This window comes from Bradyrhizobium sp. USDA 4369 (genome assembly GCF_054056435.1).
The window spans coordinates 7,706,683-7,728,972 of the sequence record NZ_JBSRYH010000001.1; the positions used below are offsets into that span (position 1 = coordinate 7,706,683).

Here is a 22,290-nt window from a genome sequence, read left to right on the forward strand (position 1 = left end):
GGAACGATCGCCCGATGAGCCTGGCGTCTTCAGACGGGCTTAGAACCGCGCATCGATGTCCACGACGTCGATCAGCTTGTGATTGACGAACTCCTTCAGGCCGAGTCCGATCAGCTCACGACCATAACCCGAGCGGCGGATGCCTCCGAACGGCAGATCAGCCTCGACTTTGGTCGGATGGTTCACGAACACCATGCCGGTCGAGACCCTTCTCGCGAGCCCGGCACCATGCGCCGGGTTGGCGGTGAAGACGGAGCCGCCGAGACCGAACGGTGAATCATTGGCGATACGAACCGCGTCATCTTCGTCCTTGGCGCGGAACAGCATCGACACCGGGCCGAAGAATTCCCAATGACGTGCCGGATTGTCGTCCGCGACCTCGGTCAGAATCGTCGGCTGCACGAAAGCACCACGATTGGGCACCGGAGGGCCCACCTCCTCGGCCTTGGCGCCGAGCTGAACCGCCGCCCGGATCTTCTCCTTTACCTCGTCAGCCGCACCTTGCGACGACAGCGGCGCCAGCGTCGTCTTCGGATCGAACGGGTCGCCGGCGACAAGGCCCGCCACGCCCTTGCGGTAGCGGGCGAGAAACGCGTCATAGATCGGATCGACCAGGATCATCCGCTTGGACGACACGCAGACCTGTCCGCCGTTCCAGTGCCGGCCGAACACCGCCCATCTGGTGGTCTTGTCCAGATCAGCGTCCGCGAGCACGATGAAGGCATCGGCACCGCCGAGCTCCATCGTCGATTTCTTCAGCGCCTTGCCAGCTTGCGCCGCCACCACCGAGCCTGCCCCTTCGGAGCCGGTGAGCGCCACGCCGTGAACCCGGTCGTCGTTGAGAATGAGCTCGACCTGGGACCGTGTGGCATAGAGATTCTTGAACGCGCCGCGGGGCAAACCGGCCTCGGCCATCAGCTTCTCGAAGGCCGCCGCCGACTGCGGGACATTCGAGGCATGCTTGAGGAGCAGCGTGTTGCCGGCCGACAGCTGCGGGGCCAGGATGCGTGCGATCTGATAATATGGGAAATTCCACGGCTCGATGGCCAGCAGAACGCCAAGCGGCTCACAGACGAGAATGGCCTCGCCTTCGGCCGGATCCAGAACCGGAAGCTTTTCCGGCGCCAGCAGCGCCTCGGCGTGGCGGGTGTAATATTCGAGGATCTTTGCCGACAGCTCGACCTCGGCCTTGGCTTCGCTGAACAGCTTGCCCATCTCCAGCGTCAACAGACGGGCATAGGAGTCGCTGTCCCGGCGCAGGATGTCGGCGGCCGTCTGCAGAATCCGGCCGCGTTCGGCAAAGGACGTCTGCCGCCAGGCGAGAAACGCATCATGCGCGGCGGCGATCGCCGCACGCACCTCGTCGTCGGTCGCATCCGGAAAGGAAGCGAGGGTTTCCCCCGTATATGGATTGATGGTCTGGTAGGTCATTGATCGTACTCCGTGGACCCCTCTCGCCCGCTGCACATGCACCTGCGGCAGGGTCCTGCGGAGCGCGCCGGAGCCACGGCCTAGCATGTCGATCGCCAAGCTATGGTGCACGCCGCCGTGCGCATTGACGGTAATCAAGACCGACGGGCCGCGCCGTGCTCGCCCCTGCTGTTGCGGCGGCATGGGCGGCCGAAAGGCCGCAATCCATGCATGGCCGCCTCTGCGCCCGGCGTCTTGTCGGCCGCAAGCGGGCCGCCTAGGCTTCGGTCACAATGTCGAGATTGGAGAATGCCATGTCGCCCGCGGAAGCTCGCCTGAAGGACGTGCCCTCGAACATGACCGAGGCCGAGTGGTCACAGCGGGTCAATCTCGCCGCCGCCTATCGCCTGGTGGCGATGTTCGGCTGGGACGATCTCGTCGACACCCACATCTCCGCCCGCGTGCCCGGCCCGGAGCACCATTTCCTGATCAACCCCTATGGCCTGCTGTTCGAGGAGATCACCGCCTCCAGCCTGATCAAGGTCGACCTCTACGGCAATCAGCTGTCGGAGAGCCAGTACAGCATCAACCCGGCCGGCTTCACCATCCATTCGGCGATCCACGAGGTGCGCGAGGATGCCGGCTGCGTGATCCATCTGCACACGCTGGACGGCGTCGCCGTGTCGAGCTGCGCCGACGGCCTGCTGCCGCTGAACCAGATCGCCCAATATGTCACCCATGATCTCGCGTATCACGACTATGAAGGCGTGGCGCTGGACCATGACGAGCGGCCGCGGCTGCAGCGCGACCTCGGCACCAAGAACCACATGCTGTTGCGCAATCACGGCACGCTGACCGTCGGGCGCTCGGTCGCCTCCGCCTTCGAGCGCATGTATCATCTCGAGCGCGCCTGCTCGATCCAGGTTCGGACGCGCACGCTGGGCGCAACGGCCTATCCGGTCCGCGACGAAGTGGTCGGCAAGAACGCGAAGCTGTTCGACAATCAGGATCGCGTTGAGCTGCGCTCGAACCAGCTGGTCTGGCCACCGCTGCTGCGCAGGCTCGATCGCGTCAATCCCGGTTACAGGAATTGATTTTCCCGCGCGCGGAGGGTAGAAAAAGTCAACACCCTCTACGCTATTTGGAATGAAACGCCGCCCAATTCCGGGCGGCGTTTTGATTTGTTCAGGTTTGTTGATCTGACGACAGGAGGGAGGGCGTCAGCAGCGCCCTGCGCGGCCCAGGCCTTGATGCTCGGACATGCCGTGCAGCTGCCGCAGTTCCTCAGCTAGCCGGCGCTCGACGAAGCGGCGCTCGTGGTCGGCGAGCCGGGTGGCCAGCAGCTTGCGATAGCGCCGCACATTGGCTTCACGGGAGAAGGCTTCGCGGGAGAAACGCAGGCGTGCGGCCGGCCTGACCCGGCCAGCGGCCCCGCCGGGCGCATGGTCCGGCGCGGCCCCGTCCGCCTGTACATCGACCCGGGGCACGACACGCATCGCGGCGCCGCCGCGCGGCCGCGGCGGCTGATCCTCGCGATCCAATTGCCGCAGCGCGCCGAGGACATCGGACAGGCGCAGCGGCCGCGCAATGCCGGGAATGTCGCGCAGCTGCGGCTGTGACTCGACTGCATACATGTCTGATGCCCAGGAGGACAGGATCAGCCGCTTCTCGGCCCGCGACAGTTTCGCGTCGTTGAGCAGATCGGCCGGGGATTCGTAGTGCGAGACCGGGTGGAAGGTCCCCCCGCCTGCGGTGGTGATCGAAACACTGCGCTCACTCATGTCGTGTCTCCTCCTAACGCTCCTTTCGCATGGACACTGCTGCCGAAGCGCGCGGGCACCACCGCCCGCGCGCCGCGTGACATCGGCCTCACGCCGCCTTCTGTTGCGCGATCTGCTCGACCGGCGCGGTGTTGATCGCGATCCGGCGCGGCTTCATCGCCTCGGGAATTTCCCGCACCAGTTCGATCCGCAACAGGCCGTTGTCGAACGACGCCTTCGTGACCTGCACATAGTCGGCGAGATTGAACTGCCGCTTGAAGGGACGCGACGAGATGCCCTGGTAGAGATATTCGCGGCCGTCCTTGTCGGCCTTGCGACCTTCGACCGTAAGCACATTATGCTCGGCCGTGATCGCCAATTCGTCCGGAGAGAAGCCGGCGAGCGCCAGCGAGATCTGATAGCGGTCGTCGCCGAGACGTTCGATGTTGTAAGGGGGATAATTGTCCTCGACCGCGCGCTGCGTCTCATCCAGCAGGTCGAACAGACGGTCGAAGCCGACGGTGGAGCGCCACAACGGGCTGAAATCGTAGGTCCTCATAGCCAAGTCCTCCAAAGAGCAAGATGGATACGAAGGAGCGCTGGCCGATGCAGGACCTCTGAGTACCAGACAAGCGGTCAGCGCCCAGATGACAGCCGGGCCCCGAAGGCACCCGGCACCGCCGAAGCGGCAGACAACGAATTAGAAGAACGGAAGCCGGTTTCAAGAGGCTGCCGCCAGATTTTTTGCCGCATCCGCGATGCGGTCGCTCGGCCGGTCAGGCCGCCACCGCCGACAGCCGTTGCAGCCGCATCGTGGCCTCGCGCAGTACGCTGACCAGCCGGTCGCGCTCGCGCGCATCGAGATCGCCGCGCGACAGCACCGTCTGGCAATGCGCGACCACGCGCTGCTCACTTTCGATGAGAAAACGAGTCAAACGCCGCGGATCGGCAATCGCCATGGCGGCGGCCGGATTGGGTGGCGGATGATCGTACTGCCAGGCATGCATGATCGCCCCTGCAAACACGCGAAAGCGCTGCGACCGAGCCCCGGGCGGCGCGACAGCGCCCCAATCACACCTCCCGTCGACCGTCGCTCCACCGAGGCCGCGGCAATTGTGGCCGGCCATGGACGGATTGCGGTCGTAGCTTGTGTGATAGCTGCGCGTTATGGCCGATCCACGGCCAGCCGCGGCAATCAGCTGCTTTCTTTTTGCGAAGCGCACCGAATACCGTGGCGGGCCGGGCCGGCCCGCCACGGTTGCTGGCGATCAGAAATCCATCGCCGGCGCGGCCGGGGTGGCCTCCGCCTTCTTCGGCTTGTCGGCAACCAGCGCCTCGGTGGTGATCAGCAGCGAGGCGACCGAAGCCGCATCCTGCAGCGCGGTGCGGACCACCTTGGCCGGGTCGATCACGCCGGCCTGTACCAGATCCTGGTACTCGCCGGTCGCGGCGTTGAAGCCCCAGCTGTAGGTGTCCTTCTCCAGGAGCTTGCCGACCACCAGCGAACCGTCCTCGCCGGCGTTCTGCACGATCTGCCGCACCGGCACCTGAATGGCGCGACGGATGATGTCGACGCCGGCCTTCTGGTCGGCATTGGCGGTCTTGACGCCGTCGAGCACCTTGGTGGCGCGCAGCAGCGCCACGCCGCCGCCGGGCAGGATGCCCTCCTCGACTGCCGCGCGCGTGGCATGCAGCGCATCGTCGACGCGGTCCTTGCGCTCCTTGACCTCGACCTCGGTGGCGCCGCCGACGCGGATGACAGCGACGCCGCCGGCGAGCTTGGCCAGCCGCTCCTGCAGCTTCTCGCGGTCGTAGTCAGAGGTGGTCTCCTCGATCTGCAGCCTGATCTGCTGCGTCCGCGCCTCGATGTCCTTCCGGGCGCCGGCACCGTCCACGATCGTGGTGTTCTCCTTGTCGATGACGACCTTCTTGGCGCGGCCGAGCATCGACAAGGTCACGTTCTCCAGCTTGATGCCGAGATCCTCGGAGATCGTGGTGCCGCCGGTGAGGATCGCGATGTCCTCCAGCATCGCCTTGCGGCGATCGCCGAAGCCCGGCGCCTTGACGGCGGCGATCTTGAGGCCGCCGCGCAGCTTGTTGACGACCAGGGTCGCCAGCGCCTCGCCCTCGACGTCCTCGGCGACGATCAACAGCGGCTTGCCGGACTGCACCACCGCTTCGAGCAGCGGCAGCATGGTCTGCAGGCCCGACAGCTTCTTCTCGTGGATCAGAATGTAGGGATCCTCGAGCTCGACTCGCATCTTCTCGGTGTTGGTGACGAAGTACGGCGAGACATAGCCGCGGTCGAACTGCATGCCCTCGACCACCTCGAGCTCGGTGTCCAGGCTCTTGGCCTCCTCGACCGTGATCACGCCCTCATTGCCGACCTTCTGCATGGCCTCGGCGAGGAAGCGGCCGATCTCGTTGTCGCCATTGGCCGAGATGGTGCCGACCTGGGCGATCTCGTCATTGCTGGTGATCTTCTTGGCGTGCGACTTAAGGTCGGCCACGATGGCGTCGACCGCGAGATCGATGCCGCGCTTGAGGTCCATCGGGTTCATGCCGGCGGCGACCGACTTGGTGCCTTCCTTGACGATGGCCTGGGCGAGCACGGTGGCGGTGGTGGTGCCGTCGCCGGCGAGATCGGCGGTCTTCGAAGCCACTTCGCGCACCATCTGCGCGCCCATGTTCTCGAACTTGTCCTCGAGCTCGATCTCCTTGGCGACCGTGACGCCGTCCTTGGTGATGCGCGGGGCGCCGAATGATTTCTCGATCACGACGTTGCGGCCCTTGGGACCCAGCGTGACCTTCACGGCATTGGCGAGGATGTCGACGCCGCGCAGCATGCGGTCGCGCGCGTCGGTGGAAAACTTCACGTCCTTGGCAGCCATGTTCGTCGTCTCCTTATCTACCGATGACTGTCAGTTGAGGGGATCAAGCAGCCTTCTTGGCCGCGACGGGGGCATCGATGATGCCGAGCAGGTCGCTCTCCTTCATGATCAGGAGATCCTTGCCGTCGATCTTGACCTCGGTGCCGGACCATTTGCCGAACAGCACGCGGTCACCCGGCTTGACGTCGAGCGGCACGAGCTGGCCCTGCTCATTCCGCGCGCCAGGGCCCGCGGCGACGATCTCGCCCTCCTGCGGCTTCTCCTTGGCGGTGTCGGGAATGATGATGCCGCCCTTGGTCTTCTCTTCGGCATCGATGCGGCGCACGAGCACACGGTCGTGCAATGGACGGAAATGCATGCACATCCTCCTTCACAAGATCAGCGATGTCATAGGACCCGGGTCCCATGAGGCCCCCGGGCGAACAACGACCTAGGAAAGCCGAACTTTTCGTTCAAGAGGGTCACGGAAAATTTTTGGCACTCGGCGGGAACGATTGCCAGGACGGCTCTTGACCCCACCGGCTGTCCTGACCAGTTTCACCGTCGCCAAATCCGTCCAGATTCCGTCGAGGAAAAAACGATGCAGATTCTGCGTTGTGTCCGGCCTTTGGTTCTGCTGCCGGCGATCGTGCTCTCCCTCCTGGCTGCCCCTGCCTTCGCCCAGATCCCGGACCTCAAGCTCGGCCGCGTGCCGACCTTGGCGCCACTGGTCAAGGAGGTCACCCCGGCCGTCGTCAACATCTCGGTCGAAGGCAAGGTCCGGCAGGACAATCCGCTGTACCAGGACCCGCTGTTTCGCGAGTTCTTCGATGTCCCCAAGCAGGTCGAGAAGCAGATCAGCGCTACCGGCTCAGGCGTCATCGTCGATGCGCAGCGCGGCTACGTCATGACGGCCAATCACGTCGTCGAGCATGTCAGCACCGCGCAGATCCGGACCAAGGACGGCCGCAAATTTTCCGCCCGCCTGGTCGGGCGCGATCCCGCCACCGACATCGCGGTGCTGCAGATCAAGGATCCCACCGAACTCAAGGCGATCGTGATGGGCGACAGCGACGCGCTCGAGGTCGGCGACTTCGTGATCGCGGTCGGCAACCCGTTCGGCCTCGGACAGACCGTCACCTCCGGCCTCGTCAGCGCGCTCGGGCGCACCGGCCTCGGCAAGCAGGGCTATGAGGATTTCATCCAGACCGACGCCGCGATCAATCCCGGCAATTCCGGCGGGGCGCTGATCAACCTCCGCGGCGAGTTGGTCGGCATCAACACCGCGATCATCTCGCCGGGCGGCGGCAATGTCGGCATCGGCTTTGCCGTGCCGATCAACATGGCGCGACGGGTAATGGAGCAACTGGTCGCCAACGGCCGCGTCGACCGCGGACGCATCGGCGTCACCCTGCTCGACCTGGATTCGCCGGCCGATGGCCGCGTCCAGGGCGCCCGCGTCGCCGATGTGACGGTCGGCTCACCGGCCGAACGTGCGGGACTACGCAAGGGCGACATCATCGTGAAGGCGAACGACATGCCGGTGCGCAGCGCGACGCAGGTTCGCAACCTCATTGGGCTGACGCCGGTCGGCCAACGCGTCCGCCTCGTGTTCGAGCGCGACCGCGCGCTCGGCAATGCGACGGTCGAGGTCGCGCCGGTCACCGAAGAACGCGCCCGCGCGCGAAGCTCGGGCTGAGCACGATCAACCTTCAGTCCACAATGGGGAGCGCCCACGACGTGTAGTAATTTTTTACCGCTCATCAAGCATGGAACGAGACGCCGATACCTCTCTAAAGGCCTGTTAAGCGCCTTGCCCTTAGTGAGCGCGAGGGCGGAGGTAATGACATGCGGGGTGACGGTCTGTCTTTCAGTTTGCCACGCTGGCGCGTGACGCGCTGGCTGGCAGACCCGGGATATCAGGTATCTCCCGACAATCGCCTCGCTCTGATCGGCGAGCTCTATGGCTGCTGGTCGGTGTTCGCCGGTGGCGCCATCAACACCGTTGCCGTCGCGGCAGCGCTCGCGCTACGCACACCGACTGCCCTCTTCATCAGCTGGTTCGCCCTGGAGCTCGTGATCTGCCTGTCGCGGCTGATCGTGATGATGATCGCCTATCGCAGATCACGTAACAAGCTCACGACACCGACCGATGTCCACATCCTGCTCTCGGTGGCCTGGAGCGCCAGCGTCGGTTTCGGTGTCGGCATCAGCCTGGCCTCGGGCGACTGGGTCGCGGCTTCACTCGCCTGCATTTCGTCAGCGGCCATGGTCGGCGGCATCTGCTTTCGCAATTTCAGTGCGCCACGCCTCGTGGGCACGATGATCCTGTGCAGCATCGGCCCGGTGCTCCCGGGTGTCGCGATATCCCATGAACCGCTGCTGTTCGTGATGTATCTGCAGATGCCGGTGTACTTCGTGGCGATGACCGGCGCGGCATTCCGCCTGAACAAGATGCTCGTCGCGGTCATGCGCGCCAAGACCGAGAGCGATGAGCGGGCGCGGCGCGATCCGCTCACGGGCCTGTCCAACCGTGCCGGCCTGATCGAGGCCTTGCAACGAAAGCTCGCGGGCAAGGCCGATGCGGACCAGCGCTTCGCCTTGCTCTATCTCGATCTCGACGGCTTCAAGCCGGTGAACGACACCTTTGGCCATGCGGCGGGCGACGAACTGCTGAAGATCGTCGGCCGGACGCTGCGGCAGGTCGTGTCTCCGGCCGACCTGATTGCGCGGATCGGTGGCGACGAGTTCGTCGTGCTGGTCAGCGATCCGTCGATCGACCACGCTTTGGCGCTCGGCGAACGCATCATCGAGATGATCACTGCGCCGGTGGTGCTGCCGGGCGGCGCGCGCGTGCATATCGGCATGAGCATCGGCATTGCGGCGGCGCCCGAGCACGGCAGCGATGCCGAGGCTCTGCTGTTTGCCGCCGACGCCGCACTCTATGACGCCAAGTCGAGCGGAAAATCGTGCTGGAGATTGGCCTCGGTTGAGGCCAATCTCGCAGCCTTGCGCAAATATGCCGGCATCGATCAGGTCGCGGCCGAGAAGCTGACCGCGGCCTGAGGTGTTCGCGCCCGCCTGCTAGCGCGGCATCTCCGCGAGCGCGGCGAGGATGCGGGCCCAGGAGCGGATGCCCTTGTGATAGCTCTTGAGGTCGTACTTCTCGTTCGGCGAATGGATGTTGTCGTCGTCGAGACCAAATCCGACCAGCAGCGAATCGAGGCCGAGCGTCTTCTTGAAGTCGGTGACGATCGGGATCGAGGCGCCCGAGCCCATCAGGATGGTCTCCTTGCCCCACTCGTCGGTCAGCGCCTGCTTCGCAGCCGCCAGCGGCTTCATGGTCCAATCGAGCGCGATCGCAGCTCCAGCCGAATGATCGCCGAATTCCACGGAGCAGTCGCCGGGAATGCGCGCTGACACGTAGTCGCGGAATGCCTTGCGGATCTTCAGCGGATCCTGGCCCTCGACGAGACGGAACGAGACCTTGGCGTGCGCCAGCGACGGGATCACGGTCTTGGAGCCTTCGCCGATATAGCCGCCCCAGATGCCGTTGATGTCGCAGGTCGGTCGCGAGGAGATCTGCTCGATCAGCAGGCGATCCTTTTCGCCAGCGGGGATCGAGAGACCCACAGGCTTGAGGAAGCTCTCCGGCGTCAGGTTCAGCTTCTTCCACTGCTCCAGGACCTCCGGCGGAACGTCCTTCACGCCGTCATAGAAGCCGGGGATCGTGATCCTGCCATTCTCATCGAACAGGCCGCCGAGCACCTCGGTCAGGACGCGGATCGGGTTGCGCGCGCCGCCACCGAACACGCCGGAATGCAGGTCGCGATTGGCCGCCTTGATCTTCACCTCTTCGTACAAGAGCCCGCGCAGCGAGGTGGTGATCGCCGGCGTGTTGGGGTCCCACATGCCGGTGTCGCAGACCAACGCGAAGTCGGCCTTGAACTCGTCCTTGTTCTCTTCGAGGAACGGCACGAAATTCTTCGAGCCGACCTCCTCCTCGCCTTCGATCAGCATGGTGATGTCGAGCGGCAGCGACCCGGTCACCTTCTTCCAGGCGCGGCAGGCCTCGACGAAGGTCATCAACTGGCCCTTGTCGTCCTCGGCGCCGCGCGCGACGATGATCTTGCGGCCGTCGGCGTGATCGGTGACGACAGGCTCGAATGGCGGCCGGTGCCACAGTTCCAGCGGATCGACCGGCTGCACGTCGTAATGGCCATAGAACAGGACGTGCGGCTTGGCCGCGCCATGGCCGTTGCTCTTGCCGACCACGGCTGGATGGCCTGCGGTCGGACGCACGTCGGTCGCGAAACCGAGCGTCGACAGGTCCTTGGCGAGGTGATCGGCCGCCGCCTTGCAATCCTCTGCGAAGGCCGGATCGGCCGAGATCGATTTGATGCGGATCAGCTGGAACAGCCGATCCAGACTGTTGTCGAAATCGGCATCGATGTGATCGAGAACGGATTGAAGCTGCGCATTGGCCATGGCCACCGGATCCTTCGCATGTGACGGCTATTGGCCGCTTGTAGCTCCGTTGCGCGGCCCGGGCCAGCCTCATGCGACAGCGGAGAATGCAGCATGTCCACGGCCGGCGCCGATGACATCGCGCCGACCGGGAACGGGTCTGACATCAGCGCCGCAGCAATCCGCCGAGCGCGCCACGCACCAGGCTGCGGCCGATCGAGCTGCCCAGCGAGCCGCCGACCTGCTTGCCGAGATCGGCGGCGATGCCGCCCACCACCTTGTCGGTGACCTGGCGCGCGACATTGCGCGCGATCACCTGCGTGGTCGACAATTGACCGCGCTTGACGTTGGTGCCGAAGATGGTCGCGGCGATGTCACCGATCTTGCCCAATACGCTGCCGGACGATGCGTCCGCCGTTGCCACGGTGCCAGCGATCCGCTTCTGCAGCAGCTCATAAGCGGACTCGGCGTCGATCTCGGTGTCGTATTTGCCCTTGACCGGGCTTGCATCCATGATCGCCTTGCGCTCCTCGGGCGTGATCGGTCCGATCCGCGCCGACGGCGGCCGGATCAGGACGCGCTCCACCATCGCCGGCGTCCCGTTGCCCTCCAGGAACGACACCAGCGCCTCGCCCTTGCCGAGCTCCATGATCACCTTGGCGGTGTCGAGCTTGGGATTGGGACGAAACGTCTCGGCGGCGGCAGCGACAGCCTTCTGATCACGCGGCGTGAAGGCGCGCAGCGCATGCTGCACGCGATTGCCCAATTGCCCGAGCACGCGATCCGGCACGTCGAGCGGGTTCTGCGTGACGAAATAGACGCCGACGCCTTTTGAGCGGATCAGGCGCACCACCTGCTCGATCTTGTCCATCAGCGCCTTGGGCGCATCGTTGAACAGCAGATGCGCCTCGTCGAAGAAGAACACCAGCTTCGGCTTGGCGAGATCGCCCACCTCGGGCAGTTCCTCGAACAGCTCCGAGAGCATCCACAGCAGGAAGGTCGCATAGAGCCGCGGATTCTGCAGCAGCCTGTCCGCAACCAGGATGTTGATCATGCCGCGGCCGTCGCGGTCGGTCTTCATGAAGTCCTTCAGCGACAGCGCTGGCTCGCCGAAGAACTTCGTGCCGCCCTGGTTCTCGAGCACGAGCAGCTGACGCTGGATCGTGCCGACGGTGGCGCGCGTCACATTGCCGAACGACTGGGCCGCTTTGCGGATCGGCGCCAGCGGATCTTCTGCCGCATCCGCGCCCTTCTTTCCGGCCTCCGGAATGATGGCGTCGAGCAGCGCGCGCAGATCCTTCATGTCGATCAAGGCGAGGCCATTCTCGTCGGCAACGCGGAACGCGACGTTGAGCACCCCTTCCTGGACATCGTTGAGATCCAACATGCGCGCAAGCAGCAGCGGGCCCATCTCAGTGACGGTAGCGCGCACCGGATGGCCCTGCTCGCCGAACACATCCCAAAATACCGTCGAGAACTCATCGGCCTGATAGGTCAGTCCGAGCTCGCCGGCGCGCTTGAGGATGAAGTCCTTGGGCTCACCCGGCCGAGAGATCCCGGAGAGATCGCCCTTGATGTCGGAGGCAAAGACAGGAACACCTGCGCGCGCAAAGCCTTCGGCCATCACCTGCAGCGACACGGTCTTGCCCGTTCCGGTCGCTCCGGTCACGAGACCATGGCGATTGGCAAACGCAAGTGTCAACCACGCCGGCTGCTCGCCGCCACCCACGAAAATCTTGTCGTCGGTATCGCCCAGTGACGTTCCGGATGGTGCCATGATGATCCGTCTTTCTATATATGATCGGCTGCATCGCTTGTGCTGCAAGCATCGTGCGCACTAACATACTTTAGTTTCATGTTTTGGAACTAGCGCCAGCCGCTTCACCTCTTCGAAAGTTCTGGTGCTCTTCTTAGCATGCGATGCACGCAAGCTGCACATTCAACGGTAGACTCGCCACCTGGTCTTGCATCGCTGCAACAGTTCGCGAATCGATTCGCGACGCGAGCCAGCTCCTCGCTTGTAATTCACGGTTGGTCCGATCAAGATGATTTTCAGCGAGGACGTCCGGTCGTGGGGGACCGGATGAAGACGGGGTTCACATGAGCGAGCTGATTGAGCCGCTGGCCAGAATGGCTGGCATCGATGGCGCCGTGCCTGAAAGGTCCATCGAATGGCCTTTCTGCGTTTCGCTTGAGGGTCTTCGCATCAACGGATCGCACCATCAGCCGCATCGACTGCTCGCAGCTGAGCCATCCGAGCTCGACCACCGCCACAGCGCAACCGTCCCGATCGGCAGGATGGCGGCAAGCGCGCCCAGCCTGGGCCGCTTCGCCTGAAGCATCGTCGTCCGCAGCACCTTCTCGCCTGAGTATTCATGACATATCCAATCACCGAACTCGAAGGCATGACGTCCTTCTATGCCTCGAAGCTGAGAGCCTTGGGCATCCGGACCACCGACTCGTTCCTCGAAGCCGCCCGCACGGTCAAGGGCCGCAAGGCGCTCGCCGCCAAGACCGGCATCAGCGAGCAGCTGCTGCTCGATTGGGCCAATGCCGCCGATTACATGCGCATTCCCGGCATGGGCCGGGCCAAGGTCTGCCTGGTGCGCGCCGCCGGCGTCACCACGGTGCGCGAGCTGGCGCACCGCAATCCCGCCCGGCTGGCGCAGAACATCAAGGAAGTGAACACCCGGCGGAAGCTGGTTCGCATCCTGCCGTCGGAGAAGTCGGTCGGGCAGTTGATCGAAAAAGCGCGGCGGCTGGAGCCGAAGATCAGCTATTGAGCTGCGGCTGGCGGGATGCGCGCGGCTGTTGCAGCGCGACACCTTGACTCGCCCGTAGCAACCGCGCAAAGCGGCGCCCATGAGCGCCATTTCGCCGCACTCCGCATCAGACCTCGCATCAAGCCACCCGCTGCTGCAGCCGTGGCTGGCCCGCCCCTATCCGGCGGTAATGGGCATCCTGAATGTCACGCCGGACTCCTTCTCCGATGGCGGCCGTTTTGACGCACCGGACCGCGCCATCGCCCAGGCAAAAAGCATGATCGCGGCGGGCGCCGAGATCATCGATATCGGCGCCGAATCGACCCGGCCCTACAAGGGCGCGGAGCCCGTGACCGCAGCAGAGGAAATGGCCCGCCTGCGTCCCGTTCTTCCTGCCATCGTTGCACTCGGCGTGCCCGTGTCGATCGACAGCATGAAATCTGAAGTTGCGGTCTACGCACTGGACCAGGGCGTTCGGATCGCCAACGATGTCTGGGGACTGCAGCTCGATCCCGCGATGGCCGAGATCGTCGCCGCGCACGGCGCGCCGGTCGTGGTGATGCACAACCGCGTCACGGTCGATCCGGACATCGACATCATCGACGACATGCTCCGTTTCTTCACGCGCTCGCTCGAGATCGCCGCCAAGGCCGGCATTGCCGCCGGCAACATCGTGCTCGACCCCGGCATCGGCTTCGGCAAGACGCCACAACAGAGCATGACGGCGCTGGCGCGGCTCGATCAATTCGCGCGCTTCGGACTGCCGCTGCTGGTCGGCGCCTCGCGCAAGCGCTTCATCAGCAGCGTCGTGGAGTCGGAGCCCCGAGAACGGCTCGGCGGATCGATCGCGGCGCATCTGATGGCTGCTCAGCGCGGCGCGACGATCATCCGAGCGCATGACGTCGCCGAAACCGTTCAAGCCGTGCGTGTGGCCGCGGCAATCGAGGCACAGCGATGACCGATAGGATTTTCATCAAAGGCGTCCTGATCCATGCGCGACACGGCGTGATGGAGCATGAGAGCGAGGTCGGCCAGCGCTTCGTCATCGACCTCGAGCTTGACACCGACCTGTCGGACTCCTCGCGTAGCGACCGTCTGGCCGATACCGTGTCCTATTCCGACGTGGTGGAGACCGCTACCGCCGCCTTCAAGGATACGAACTACCGCCTGCTCGAACGCGCCGCCGGCGCGGTGGCCGATGCGATCCTGGCAACCTTCGCCCGCATCCGCGCGGTCAAGGTCACGGTGCACAAGCCGCATGCTCCGATCGCCGCCATTTTCGAGGATGTCGGCGTGGTGCTGACGCGTTCGCGGCATCCGTGACGCGATGGCCAGCGCGCTGATTGCTCTCGGTGGCAATGTCGGCGATGTCCGCACGACCTTCCGGCAGGCGATCCCGGAGATCTGCCGGCGCGCCTCCGCGCGCCTTGTGGCGCGGTCATCCGACTACGTCACCCCGCCATGGGGCGAGGAGCAGCAACCGCCCTTCGTCAACGCCTGCATCGCCATCGAGACCACCGCTGCGCCGCAGGCTTTGCTCGCCAGTCTGCACGAGGTCGAGCGCATGTTCGGCCGTAACCGTGCCCAGGAGACCCGCTGGGGCCCGCGCACGCTCGATCTCGATCTCATCGCCTATGACGACCTGACCCTCGACACGCCCGACCTCACCCTGCCCCATCCGCGCCTGTTCGAGCGAGGCTTCGTGCTGGTGCCGCTGGCGGAGATCGTCCCGGATCGCCGGATCGCCGGCCGCCGGGTTGATGACGCCGTGAACGGCGTTTCGCGCGACGGAATCCGGGCCCTGCCGTCAGCCGAATAGCTGACATCTCCGGCCAAACAACCGTTTGGCTTGGCCGTCGCGACGTGGCATTTTGCGCCACAATAATCGCGATAACAGACGCCCGGGAGATACGAGCCGCATGACGACCGACACCGAACAGCTGCGATTGGCCGCCGATTTCGCGCCAGCCAGCGAGGCGGACTGGCGCAAGCTGGTCGATAGCGTGTTGAAGGGCGCGGCGTTCGAGAAACTGGTCGGCAAGACCTATGACGGGCTCAAGATCCAGCCGATCTACCCGCGCGCCAAGGACGCCGCCCCCGTCGTCGGACGTGCACCGGCCGCCGCGTGGCAGATCATGCAGCGCGTCGATCATCCCGATCCGGCCAAGGCCAACGCGCAGGCGCTGCTCGACCTGGAAAATGGCGCGACCGGATTGACGCTGGTCTTTGCCGGCGCCAATGCGGCGCATGGCTTCGGACTCGCCGCCACCGCCGACGCGCTGGCGCGCGCGCTTGAGGGCGTCCATCTCGACGCTGCGATTGCCATTGAATTGCAGCTCGGCGAGTCCTCGATATCGGCAGCCTCGCTGCTGGCCGACGACGTCAAACGACGCGGCTTTGCGCCGGCGGCCTGTGACATCCGCTTCGGCCTCGATCCGATCGGCGACGCGGCGAGCCGTGGCGCCAGCGCGCATGATGCTGCGAAGCTCGCCGGCAGCGCCGTCGAACTCGTCAAGCAGTTGCATGCTGGCGGCTTCAAGGGCCCGTTCCTCGCGGCCGATGGACGCGTCGTGCATGATGCGGGCGGATCGGAAGCACAGGAGCTCGCATTCGTGCTCGCCTCCGCTGTCGCTTATCTGCGCGTGCTCGAAGCCGGCGGCGTCGCATTGGAGACTGCGCGCGAGATGATCTATGCGCGGCTCGCCGCCGACACCGATCAGTTCCTGACGCTGGCGAAGTTCCGCAGCCTGCGCCGGCTGTGGGCGCGCATCGAGGCCGCGTGCGGGCTGGCACCCAAGCCGCTCTTCATCTCCGGCGAGACCGCGTGGCGCATGCTCACCAGGCGCGATCCCTATGTGAACATGCTGCGCGCGACCATCGCGACCTTCGCAGCCGGCCTCGGCGGCGCCAATGCGATCACGGTTCTGCCGCACACCGCGGCGCTCGGCCTGCCCGATGCCTTTGCGCGCCGCGTCGCGCGCAACACCCAATTGGTGCTGCTCGAAGAGAGCAATCTCGCCCGCGTGGCCGATCCCGCCGCCGGCGCCGGCGGCATCGAGGCGCTGACAAACGAACTGAGCACCGCCGCCTGGGCGCTGTTCCAGGAGATCGAGAAGGCCGGCGGTGTGGTGGCCGCGCTGCAGGCCGGCTTGATCCAGTCCAAGATCGCCGCGGTGAAACAGGTGCGCGGCGCCAATATCGCCAAGCGCCGCGACGTGCTCACCGGCGCCAGCGAGTTTCCGAACCTCCATGAGGCCGAGGTCGCGGTCGACGCGGTCGCACCGCTGGCTCCGCAACCAGCTGCCAAGGCTGCTCTTACCTTTGCTGCGCTCGCGCCGATCCGTCTCGCGGACGCGTTCGAAAGACTGCGCGACCGCTCTGATGCCCTGCTCAAGAGCAAGGGCCAGCGGCCGGCCATCTTCCTCGCCAATCTCGGCAGCGCCGCCGACTTCACCGCGCGCGCCACCTTCGCCCGCAGCTTCTTCGAAGCCGGCGGCATCGCAGCGGTCGACGGCCCGGGCGGCGCCGATCCGACCGCGCTCGCGGCCGCCTACAGCGCCTCTGGCGCAGCCATCGTCTGCCTCTGCTCGTCGGACAAGGTCTATGCTGAAACCGCGGTTCCCGCCGCCAAGGCCCTTCAGGCCGCCGGCGCGCGGCATATCTATCTGGCGGGCCGCGGCGGCGAGCAGGAAACTGTGCTGCGCGAGGCCGGGATCGGCAGCTTCGTGTTCGCCGGCGGCGACGCGCTGAAGACACTCGAAGACGCCTATACGCATCTGGAGTGAGCATGACCGAGGCGAGCAAACCCGTCCTGACCGGCGGCTGCCAATGCGGCGCGATCCGCTTCGCGCTGAACGCAGCGCCGACGCGCGTGAGCATCTGCCATTGCCGGATGTGCCAGAAGGCCTCCGGCGCGCCGTTCGTCTCGCTTGCCGATATCAATCGCGAGAACCTGACCTGGACGCGCGGCACGCCTGCCACGTTCCGCTCCTCCTCGATCGCCGATCGGTATTTCTGCCCCGCCTGCGGCACGCCGCTCGGCTTCGGCGCCATCGACGGGCCGCGGATCGAGATCATGACTGGCACCTTCGACAGGCCCGACCGCGTCGTGCCGACCCGCCAGTTCGGCTCGGAATCCCGGCTCGGCTGGGTGGTCGCGATCGCCAATCTGCCGAGCCAGACCACACAACAGAACTACGGACCGGAGAAGATGGCGACCATCGTCAGCCATCAGCATCCGGATCATGACTAAGCGATGAGGACACGAGGCCATGAGCCGCATTCCTGATTTCAGCGCCATCGCGTTCGAACCCACGGCGGCCCCGGTGCCCGCAGGTGCCGCCGAGCCGTGGCTGACGCCCGAGGGCATTCCGGTGAAGCCGGCCTATGGCGAGAGCGACCTCGCCGGCATCGATTTCCTGGAGACATGGCCGGGGACCGCACCCTATCTGCGCGGTCCCTACCCAACCATGTATGTCAACCAGCCCTGGACGGTCCGGCAATATGCCGGCTTCTCCACTGCGGAGGATTCCAACGCGTTCTACCGGCGCAACCTCGCCGCGGGACAGAAGGGCCTGTCGGTCGCGTTCGATCTCGCCACCCATCGCGGCTATGATTCCGACCATCCGCGCGTCGGCGGCGATGTCGGCATGGCCGGCGTCGCGATCGACTCGATCTACGACATGCGCACCCTGTTTGCCGGCATCCCGCTCGACCAGATGAGCGTGTCGATGACCATGAACGGCGCGGTGCTGCCGATCCTCGCGCTGTTCGTCGTCGCCGCCGAAGAGCAAGGCGTGCCGCCGGAAAAGCTGTCGGGCACCATTCAGAACGACATTCTGAAAGAGTTCATGGTGCGAAACACCTACATCTATCCGCCGACGCCCTCGATGCGGATCATCTCCGACATCTTCGCTTTCACCTCGCAGCGGATGCCGAAGTTCAATTCCATTTCGATCTCCGGCTATCACATGCAGGAAGCCGGCGCGACGCAGGATCTCGAGCTCGCCTACACGCTCGCCGACGGCGTCGAATATCTGCGCGCCGGCATCGCCGCCGGGCTCGACGTCGACCGCTTCGCACCAAGGCTGTCGTTCTTCTGGGCGATCGGCATGAACTTCTTCATGGAGGTCGCCAAGCTGCGCGCCGCGCGGCTGTTGTGGGCGAAGCTCTTGAAGCCGTTCAACCCGAAGGATCCGCGCTCGCTGTCGTTGCGCACCCACAGCCAGACCTCGGGCTGGTCGCTGACCGCGCAGGACGTCTACAACAACGTGGTGCGCACGGCCGTCGAGGCGATGGCGGCGACGCAAGGCCATACGCAGTCGCTGCACACCAACGCACTCGACGAAGCGCTCGCGCTGCCGACCGACTTCTCCGCGCGGATCGCCCGCAACACGCAATTGTTCCTGCAGCAGGAAAGCGGCACCACCCGCATCATCGATCCCTGGGGCGGCTCGTATTACGTCGAGCGCCTCACCCGTGATCTCGCCGCCAAGGCCTGGGGCCACATCCAGGAGATCGAGGAGCTCGGCGGCATGGCCAAGGCGATCGAGGCCGGCGTGCCGAAGCTGCGCATCGAGGAGGCCTCGGCCAAGACCCAGGCCCGCATCGACACCGGCCGGCAATCGGTGATAGGCGTCAACAAGTACAAGCCGACGGACGAGCCGCCGCTCGACGTGCTCAAAGTCGACAATTCCACCGTGCGCCGGCTGCAGATCGACAAGCTCTCCAGGCTGAAATCCGAGCGCAAGCAGGTCGAGGTCGATGCCGCACTGGCTGCGCTCACGCGCTCGGCCGGCGACGGCAATGGCAATCTGCTGGCGCTGGCGATCGATGCGGCGCGGGCCAAGGCGACCGTCGGCGAGATCTCCGACGCGCTGGAGAAAGTGTTCGGCCGCCATCGCGCCGAGATCAAGTCCATCACCGGCGTCTACAAGCGGGAGATTGCCGCCATGTCCGGCAAAGCCGAGAAGCTGCAGGCGCTGATCGAGGCGTTCGAGGAGGCCGAGGGCCGGCGTCCGCGCATCCTGGTCGCCAAGATCGGCCAGGACGGCCATGACCGCGGCCAGAAGGTGATCGCGTCGGCCTTCGCCGATATCGGCTTCGACGTCGACATCGGACCGCTGTTTGCCACCGCTGACGAGGCGGCGCGGCAGGCGGTCGAGAACGACGTGCACATTCTCGGCGTCTCGTCGCTGGCGGCCGCCCATCTCACCGCGGTGCCGGAGCTGAAGGCAGCGCTCAAGAAGCAGGGCCGCGAGGACATCATGATCATCGTCGGCGGCGTCGTGCCGCCGCAGGATTACGACGCGCTCTATAAGTCCGGCGCCGAGGCGATCTTCCCGCCGGGCACCGTGATCGCCGATGCGGCCGAGGAGCTGATCCACAAGCTCAACGCCCGCCTCGGCCACAGCGAGGCGGCGGAGTAGTTCTTCGGATTCGCAGGCGCATGGACCGGCACGCGGTCGTCAGATCGCGCGCCAATGAGTTGGCATGAACCTCGGCGTCTCCCCGCGATACGCATCTTCACCCATTGGATAAATCGATTGCCATGACGCGGACCTCGATCTGCATTGCTGCGCTCCTCGGCCTGCTCGCCGTATCCCCTGCCCTTGCAGCCGACCCCAAGCCGGACGCCACCATCAACACCAAGGCGGTCGAGGCCAACGTCACGCTCGATGCGCGGATCAAGGCCGACGCGCCGCTCGCCGCCTATTGCCTCGCCGACGGCAAGAAGTGGATCGACAAGAACGCCGCCGAGGCCGCAAAGGAGCGCAAGGAGGATCCGGAAACGTTCCGCGACGGCAAGTGGTCGTTCGAGCGCAGATATTCCGTGCGCTCGGTGGTCGCCGACCGCTACGTCAGCATCGTCAGAGACGACTACATGGACACGCGCGCCGCGCATCCCAACAGCGACGTCAACACCATCCTGTGGGACAAGGCCCAGACCAAGCCGATCAGCATCCGTCCGTTCTTCACCGAGACCGCCGACAATGGTGCCACGATGAAGGCGATGCTGGCGGCGGTGATCACGTCGCTGAAAGCTGAGAAGAAGAAGCGGGATGCCGGGGAGACGGCCACGGCAGAATGGTTCAAGGGACTGGAACCGGCTCTCTTGAAGATCGGCGCCGTCACGCTCGCGCCGTCGACGGAGACCGGCAAGAGCTCCGGCCTCACCTTCCATTATCCGCCCTATGCGGTCGGCCCCTATGCCGAAGGCCAGTATGTCGCCTTCGTGCCCTGGGAGACGCTGAAGCCCTATCTCAGCCCCGAGGGCCAGGCGATCTTCGGCGGCGTCAGGCCGAAGGGGGACGCGGAAGACAACTAGCTGGCCCGGCCGCGCGCATCCGCTATAACGGGCGCATGTCCTCCCGCTCCCCCGCTCAGCCAAACACGACGGCATTGGCCGACAATCTCCGCGCCGGCAGCCGCGCGGCGCTGGCCCGCGCGATCACGCTGGTGGAGAGCCGCCGCGCCGACCATCAGGCCGCGGCGCGCGAACTCGTGCAGGCGGTACTGCCGCAAACCGGGAGCGCGTTTCGCGTCGGCATCACCGGCTCGCCCGGCGTCGGCAAGTCGACCACGATCGATGCGCTCGGCATGTATCTGATCGCACAGGGCCACAAGGTCGCGGTGCTCGCGGTCGACCCCTCCTCGGCGCGCACCGGCGGGTCCATCCTCGGTGACAAGACGCGGATGGCGCGGCTCTCTCACGACGAGCACGCCTTCATCCGGCCCTCGCCGTCGTCGGGCACGCTCGGCGGCGTCGCCGCCAAGACGCGCGAGGCGATACTGCTGTGCGAGGCCGCGGGCTTCGACGTGATCCTGGTGGAGACCGTCGGCATCGGCCAGTCCGAGACCGCCGTCTGCGACATGACCGACTTCTTCCTGGCGCTGATGCTGCCCGGCGGCGGCGACGAGCTGCAGGGCATCAAGAAGGGCCTGGTCGAGCTCGCCGACATGATCGCGATCAACAAGGCGGATGGCGACAACGTCAAGCGCGCCAACATCACGGCGGCAGATTATCGCGGCGCGCTACACCTGCTCGCCCCGCGCTCCGAGCATTGGCATCCGCCGGTTGTGACCTACTCGGCGATGGCCGGCACCGGCATTGCCGAGCTGTGGCAGAAGGTGCTCGACCATCGCAAGGCCATGATCGCCTCCGGCGAGTTCGCCGCGCGCCGGCGCGACCAGCAGGTGAAATGGATGTGGACCATGCTGGAGCAGCGGCTGATGGCGCGGCTGCGCACCGATCCGTCGATCCGCACAAGAGTGAAGAAGCTCGAGACCGACGTCGCCGAGGGCCACGTGGCGCCGGCGCTCGCCGCCGAGCAGCTGGCGGAGCTGCTGACATGAGCGAGCCGCTTCGCATCCTGCTGACAGGCTTCGGCCCGTTTCCCGGCGCGCCGTTCAATCCGACGATGCCGCTGGTGAAGCGGCTGTCGGCGCTGCGCCGGCCGGCGCTGGACGATGTCGAGATCAGCAGCCACATCTTCCACGTCACCTACGCCACCGTCGATCGCGAGCTGCCGGCCCTGATCGCAGAGCGGCATCCGCATGCGCTGCTGATGTTCGGTCTCGCCGGCCGGACATCGTATCTGCGCATCGAGACGCGCGCCCGCAACGCCATCACCACCAGCTTCCCCGATGCCGACCGCCAGGTGGCACGCAAGGGCACGATCGTGCCCGGCGCGCATCCGACGCCGTTTGGCCCGCACATGGCGCGGCTGCTGCGCGCCGCGCGCGCCACCGGCATCGATGCCCGTGCCTCACGCGATGCCGGCAGCTATCTCTGCAACTATCTGAGCTGGCGCGCGATCGAGGCGACCAGGGCCGCCGATGGTCCGCACCTCGCCGCCTTCATCCACATTCCCCCGCTGCCACGCGCCGGGATGGCGCTGCCGCAGGGCAGCCCGCGCATCACCTTGGAGGCGCTGGTCGACGCCGGCGAAGCCATGCTGATGGAGCTAGTCAAGCTCGCGCGACAGGCGTCCTGCCGCGCCGGCTGACGTCCTTCAACTG

At 65.7% G+C, this 22,290-nt stretch carries 22 protein-coding genes; 14 read left to right on the forward strand and 8 right to left on the reverse strand.

Features of this window, described 5'->3' with window-relative positions; translation table 11 throughout:
• Window positions 1-39 precede the first annotated feature (39 nt).
• Window positions 40-1,431: an NAD-dependent succinate-semialdehyde dehydrogenase gene (locus ACVIJ6_RS35025; protein ID WP_456776468.1), complete on the reverse strand. Its 1,392-nt coding sequence runs from the start codon at window positions 1,429-1,431 to the stop codon at window positions 40-42.
• Between the two features lie 293 nt (window positions 1,432-1,724).
• Here ACVIJ6_RS35025 and ACVIJ6_RS35030 point away from each other — a divergent pair, with 293 nt between their 5' ends.
• Window positions 1,725-2,504, forward strand: a complete 780-nt coding sequence (locus ACVIJ6_RS35030; RefSeq protein WP_456776469.1) for a class II aldolase/adducin family protein — start codon at window positions 1,725-1,727, stop codon at window positions 2,502-2,504.
• A 126-nt stretch (window positions 2,505-2,630) separates the two neighbouring features.
• Here the strand turns inward: ACVIJ6_RS35030 and ACVIJ6_RS35035 are convergent, their stop codons facing one another.
• The 5 genes from ACVIJ6_RS35035 to groES all read right to left on the reverse strand — a co-directional run bounded on the left by ACVIJ6_RS35035 (window position 2,631) and on the right by groES (window position 6,419).
• Window positions 2,631-3,191 (reverse strand): hypothetical protein, encoded by a 561-nt coding sequence (locus ACVIJ6_RS35035; protein WP_456776470.1) that lies wholly within the window; start codon window positions 3,189-3,191, stop codon window positions 2,631-2,633.
• Window positions 3,192-3,279: 88 nt separating this feature from the next.
• A complete protein-coding gene (locus tag ACVIJ6_RS35040) occupies window positions 3,280-3,729 on the reverse strand; it encodes an Hsp20 family protein (RefSeq protein ID WP_456776471.1) in 450 nt (149 codons plus the stop codon).
• A 217-nt stretch (window positions 3,730-3,946) separates the two neighbouring features.
• Window positions 3,947-4,129, reverse strand: coding sequence for a hypothetical protein (locus tag ACVIJ6_RS35045; RefSeq protein WP_316197839.1), 183 nt, complete (start codon window positions 4,127-4,129; stop codon window positions 3,947-3,949).
• A gap of 309 nt (window positions 4,130-4,438) precedes the next feature.
• Window positions 4,439-6,061, reverse strand: coding sequence for a chaperonin GroEL (gene groL, locus ACVIJ6_RS35050; RefSeq protein WP_456776472.1), 1,623 nt, complete (start codon window positions 6,059-6,061; stop codon window positions 4,439-4,441).
• 43 nt (window positions 6,062-6,104) lie between these two features.
• A complete protein-coding gene (groES, locus tag ACVIJ6_RS35055; protein WP_012043173.1) occupies window positions 6,105-6,419 on the reverse strand; it encodes a co-chaperone GroES in 315 nt (104 codons plus the stop codon).
• A gap of 222 nt (window positions 6,420-6,641) precedes the next feature.
• Here groES and ACVIJ6_RS35060 point away from each other — a divergent pair, with 222 nt between their 5' ends.
• Complete coding sequence (locus ACVIJ6_RS35060; protein ID WP_456776473.1) at window positions 6,642-7,739, forward strand: trypsin-like peptidase domain-containing protein; 1,098 nt, start codon at window positions 6,642-6,644, stop codon at window positions 7,737-7,739.
• 149 nt (window positions 7,740-7,888) lie between these two features.
• On the forward strand, window positions 7,889-9,106 hold the full coding sequence (locus ACVIJ6_RS35065) for a diguanylate cyclase (protein ID WP_456776474.1): 1,218 nt from the start codon (window positions 7,889-7,891) through the stop codon (window positions 9,104-9,106).
• Window positions 9,107-9,124: 18 nt separating this feature from the next.
• Here ACVIJ6_RS35065 and ACVIJ6_RS35070 read toward each other — a convergent pair whose 3' ends face one another.
• Window positions 9,125-10,528, reverse strand: a complete 1,404-nt coding sequence (locus tag ACVIJ6_RS35070; protein ID WP_456776475.1) for a M20/M25/M40 family metallo-hydrolase — start codon at window positions 10,526-10,528, stop codon at window positions 9,125-9,127.
• A gap of 145 nt (window positions 10,529-10,673) precedes the next feature.
• Window positions 10,674-12,284, reverse strand: a complete 1,611-nt coding sequence (locus ACVIJ6_RS35075) for a helicase HerA-like domain-containing protein (protein WP_456776476.1) — start codon at window positions 12,282-12,284, stop codon at window positions 10,674-10,676.
• Window positions 12,285-12,607: 323 nt separating this feature from the next.
• Between ACVIJ6_RS35075 and ACVIJ6_RS35080 the strand changes: the two genes are divergently transcribed.
• The 11 genes from ACVIJ6_RS35080 to ACVIJ6_RS35130 all read left to right on the forward strand — a co-directional run bounded on the left by ACVIJ6_RS35080 (window position 12,608) and on the right by ACVIJ6_RS35130 (window position 22,277).
• On the forward strand, window positions 12,608-12,844 hold the full coding sequence (locus ACVIJ6_RS35080; RefSeq protein ID WP_456776477.1) for a hypothetical protein: 237 nt from the start codon (window positions 12,608-12,610) through the stop codon (window positions 12,842-12,844).
• A 38-nt stretch (window positions 12,845-12,882) separates the two neighbouring features.
• Entirely contained in the window at window positions 12,883-13,290 is a 408-nt protein-coding gene (locus tag ACVIJ6_RS35085) for a DUF4332 domain-containing protein (protein WP_012043168.1), read from the forward strand.
• 79 nt (window positions 13,291-13,369) lie between these two features.
• Window positions 13,370-14,227, forward strand: a complete 858-nt coding sequence (gene folP, locus ACVIJ6_RS35090; protein WP_456776478.1) for a dihydropteroate synthase — start codon at window positions 13,370-13,372, stop codon at window positions 14,225-14,227.
• Window positions 14,224-14,592, forward strand: coding sequence for a dihydroneopterin aldolase (folB, locus tag ACVIJ6_RS35095; protein WP_456776479.1), 369 nt, complete (start codon window positions 14,224-14,226; stop codon window positions 14,590-14,592). Before folP ends, folB begins: the two co-directional genes overlap by 4 nt.
• A gap of 4 nt (window positions 14,593-14,596) precedes the next feature.
• Complete coding sequence (folK, locus tag ACVIJ6_RS35100) at window positions 14,597-15,088, forward strand: 2-amino-4-hydroxy-6-hydroxymethyldihydropteridine diphosphokinase (RefSeq protein ID WP_456776480.1); 492 nt, start codon at window positions 14,597-14,599, stop codon at window positions 15,086-15,088.
• Window positions 15,089-15,188: 100 nt separating this feature from the next.
• A complete protein-coding gene (locus ACVIJ6_RS35105) occupies window positions 15,189-17,054 on the forward strand; it encodes a methylmalonyl-CoA mutase family protein (RefSeq protein WP_456776481.1) in 1,866 nt (621 codons plus the stop codon).
• A 2-nt stretch (window positions 17,055-17,056) separates the two neighbouring features.
• Window positions 17,057-17,521 (forward strand): GFA family protein, encoded by a 465-nt coding sequence (locus ACVIJ6_RS35110; RefSeq protein ID WP_456776482.1) that lies wholly within the window; start codon window positions 17,057-17,059, stop codon window positions 17,519-17,521.
• A 19-nt stretch (window positions 17,522-17,540) separates the two neighbouring features.
• A complete protein-coding gene (gene scpA, locus ACVIJ6_RS35115) occupies window positions 17,541-19,697 on the forward strand; it encodes a methylmalonyl-CoA mutase (RefSeq protein ID WP_456776483.1) in 2,157 nt (718 codons plus the stop codon).
• Window positions 19,698-19,819: 122 nt separating this feature from the next.
• Entirely contained in the window at window positions 19,820-20,596 is a 777-nt protein-coding gene (locus ACVIJ6_RS35120) for a DUF3298 domain-containing protein (protein WP_456776484.1), read from the forward strand.
• A gap of 35 nt (window positions 20,597-20,631) precedes the next feature.
• Entirely contained in the window at window positions 20,632-21,624 is a 993-nt protein-coding gene (gene meaB, locus ACVIJ6_RS35125; RefSeq protein ID WP_456776485.1) for a methylmalonyl Co-A mutase-associated GTPase MeaB, read from the forward strand.
• Window positions 21,621-22,277 (forward strand): pyroglutamyl-peptidase I family protein, encoded by a 657-nt coding sequence (locus tag ACVIJ6_RS35130; RefSeq protein WP_456776486.1) that lies wholly within the window; start codon window positions 21,621-21,623, stop codon window positions 22,275-22,277. The genes meaB and ACVIJ6_RS35130 overlap by 4 nt, the downstream gene beginning before the upstream one ends.
• Window positions 22,278-22,290: the final 13 nt, after the last annotated feature.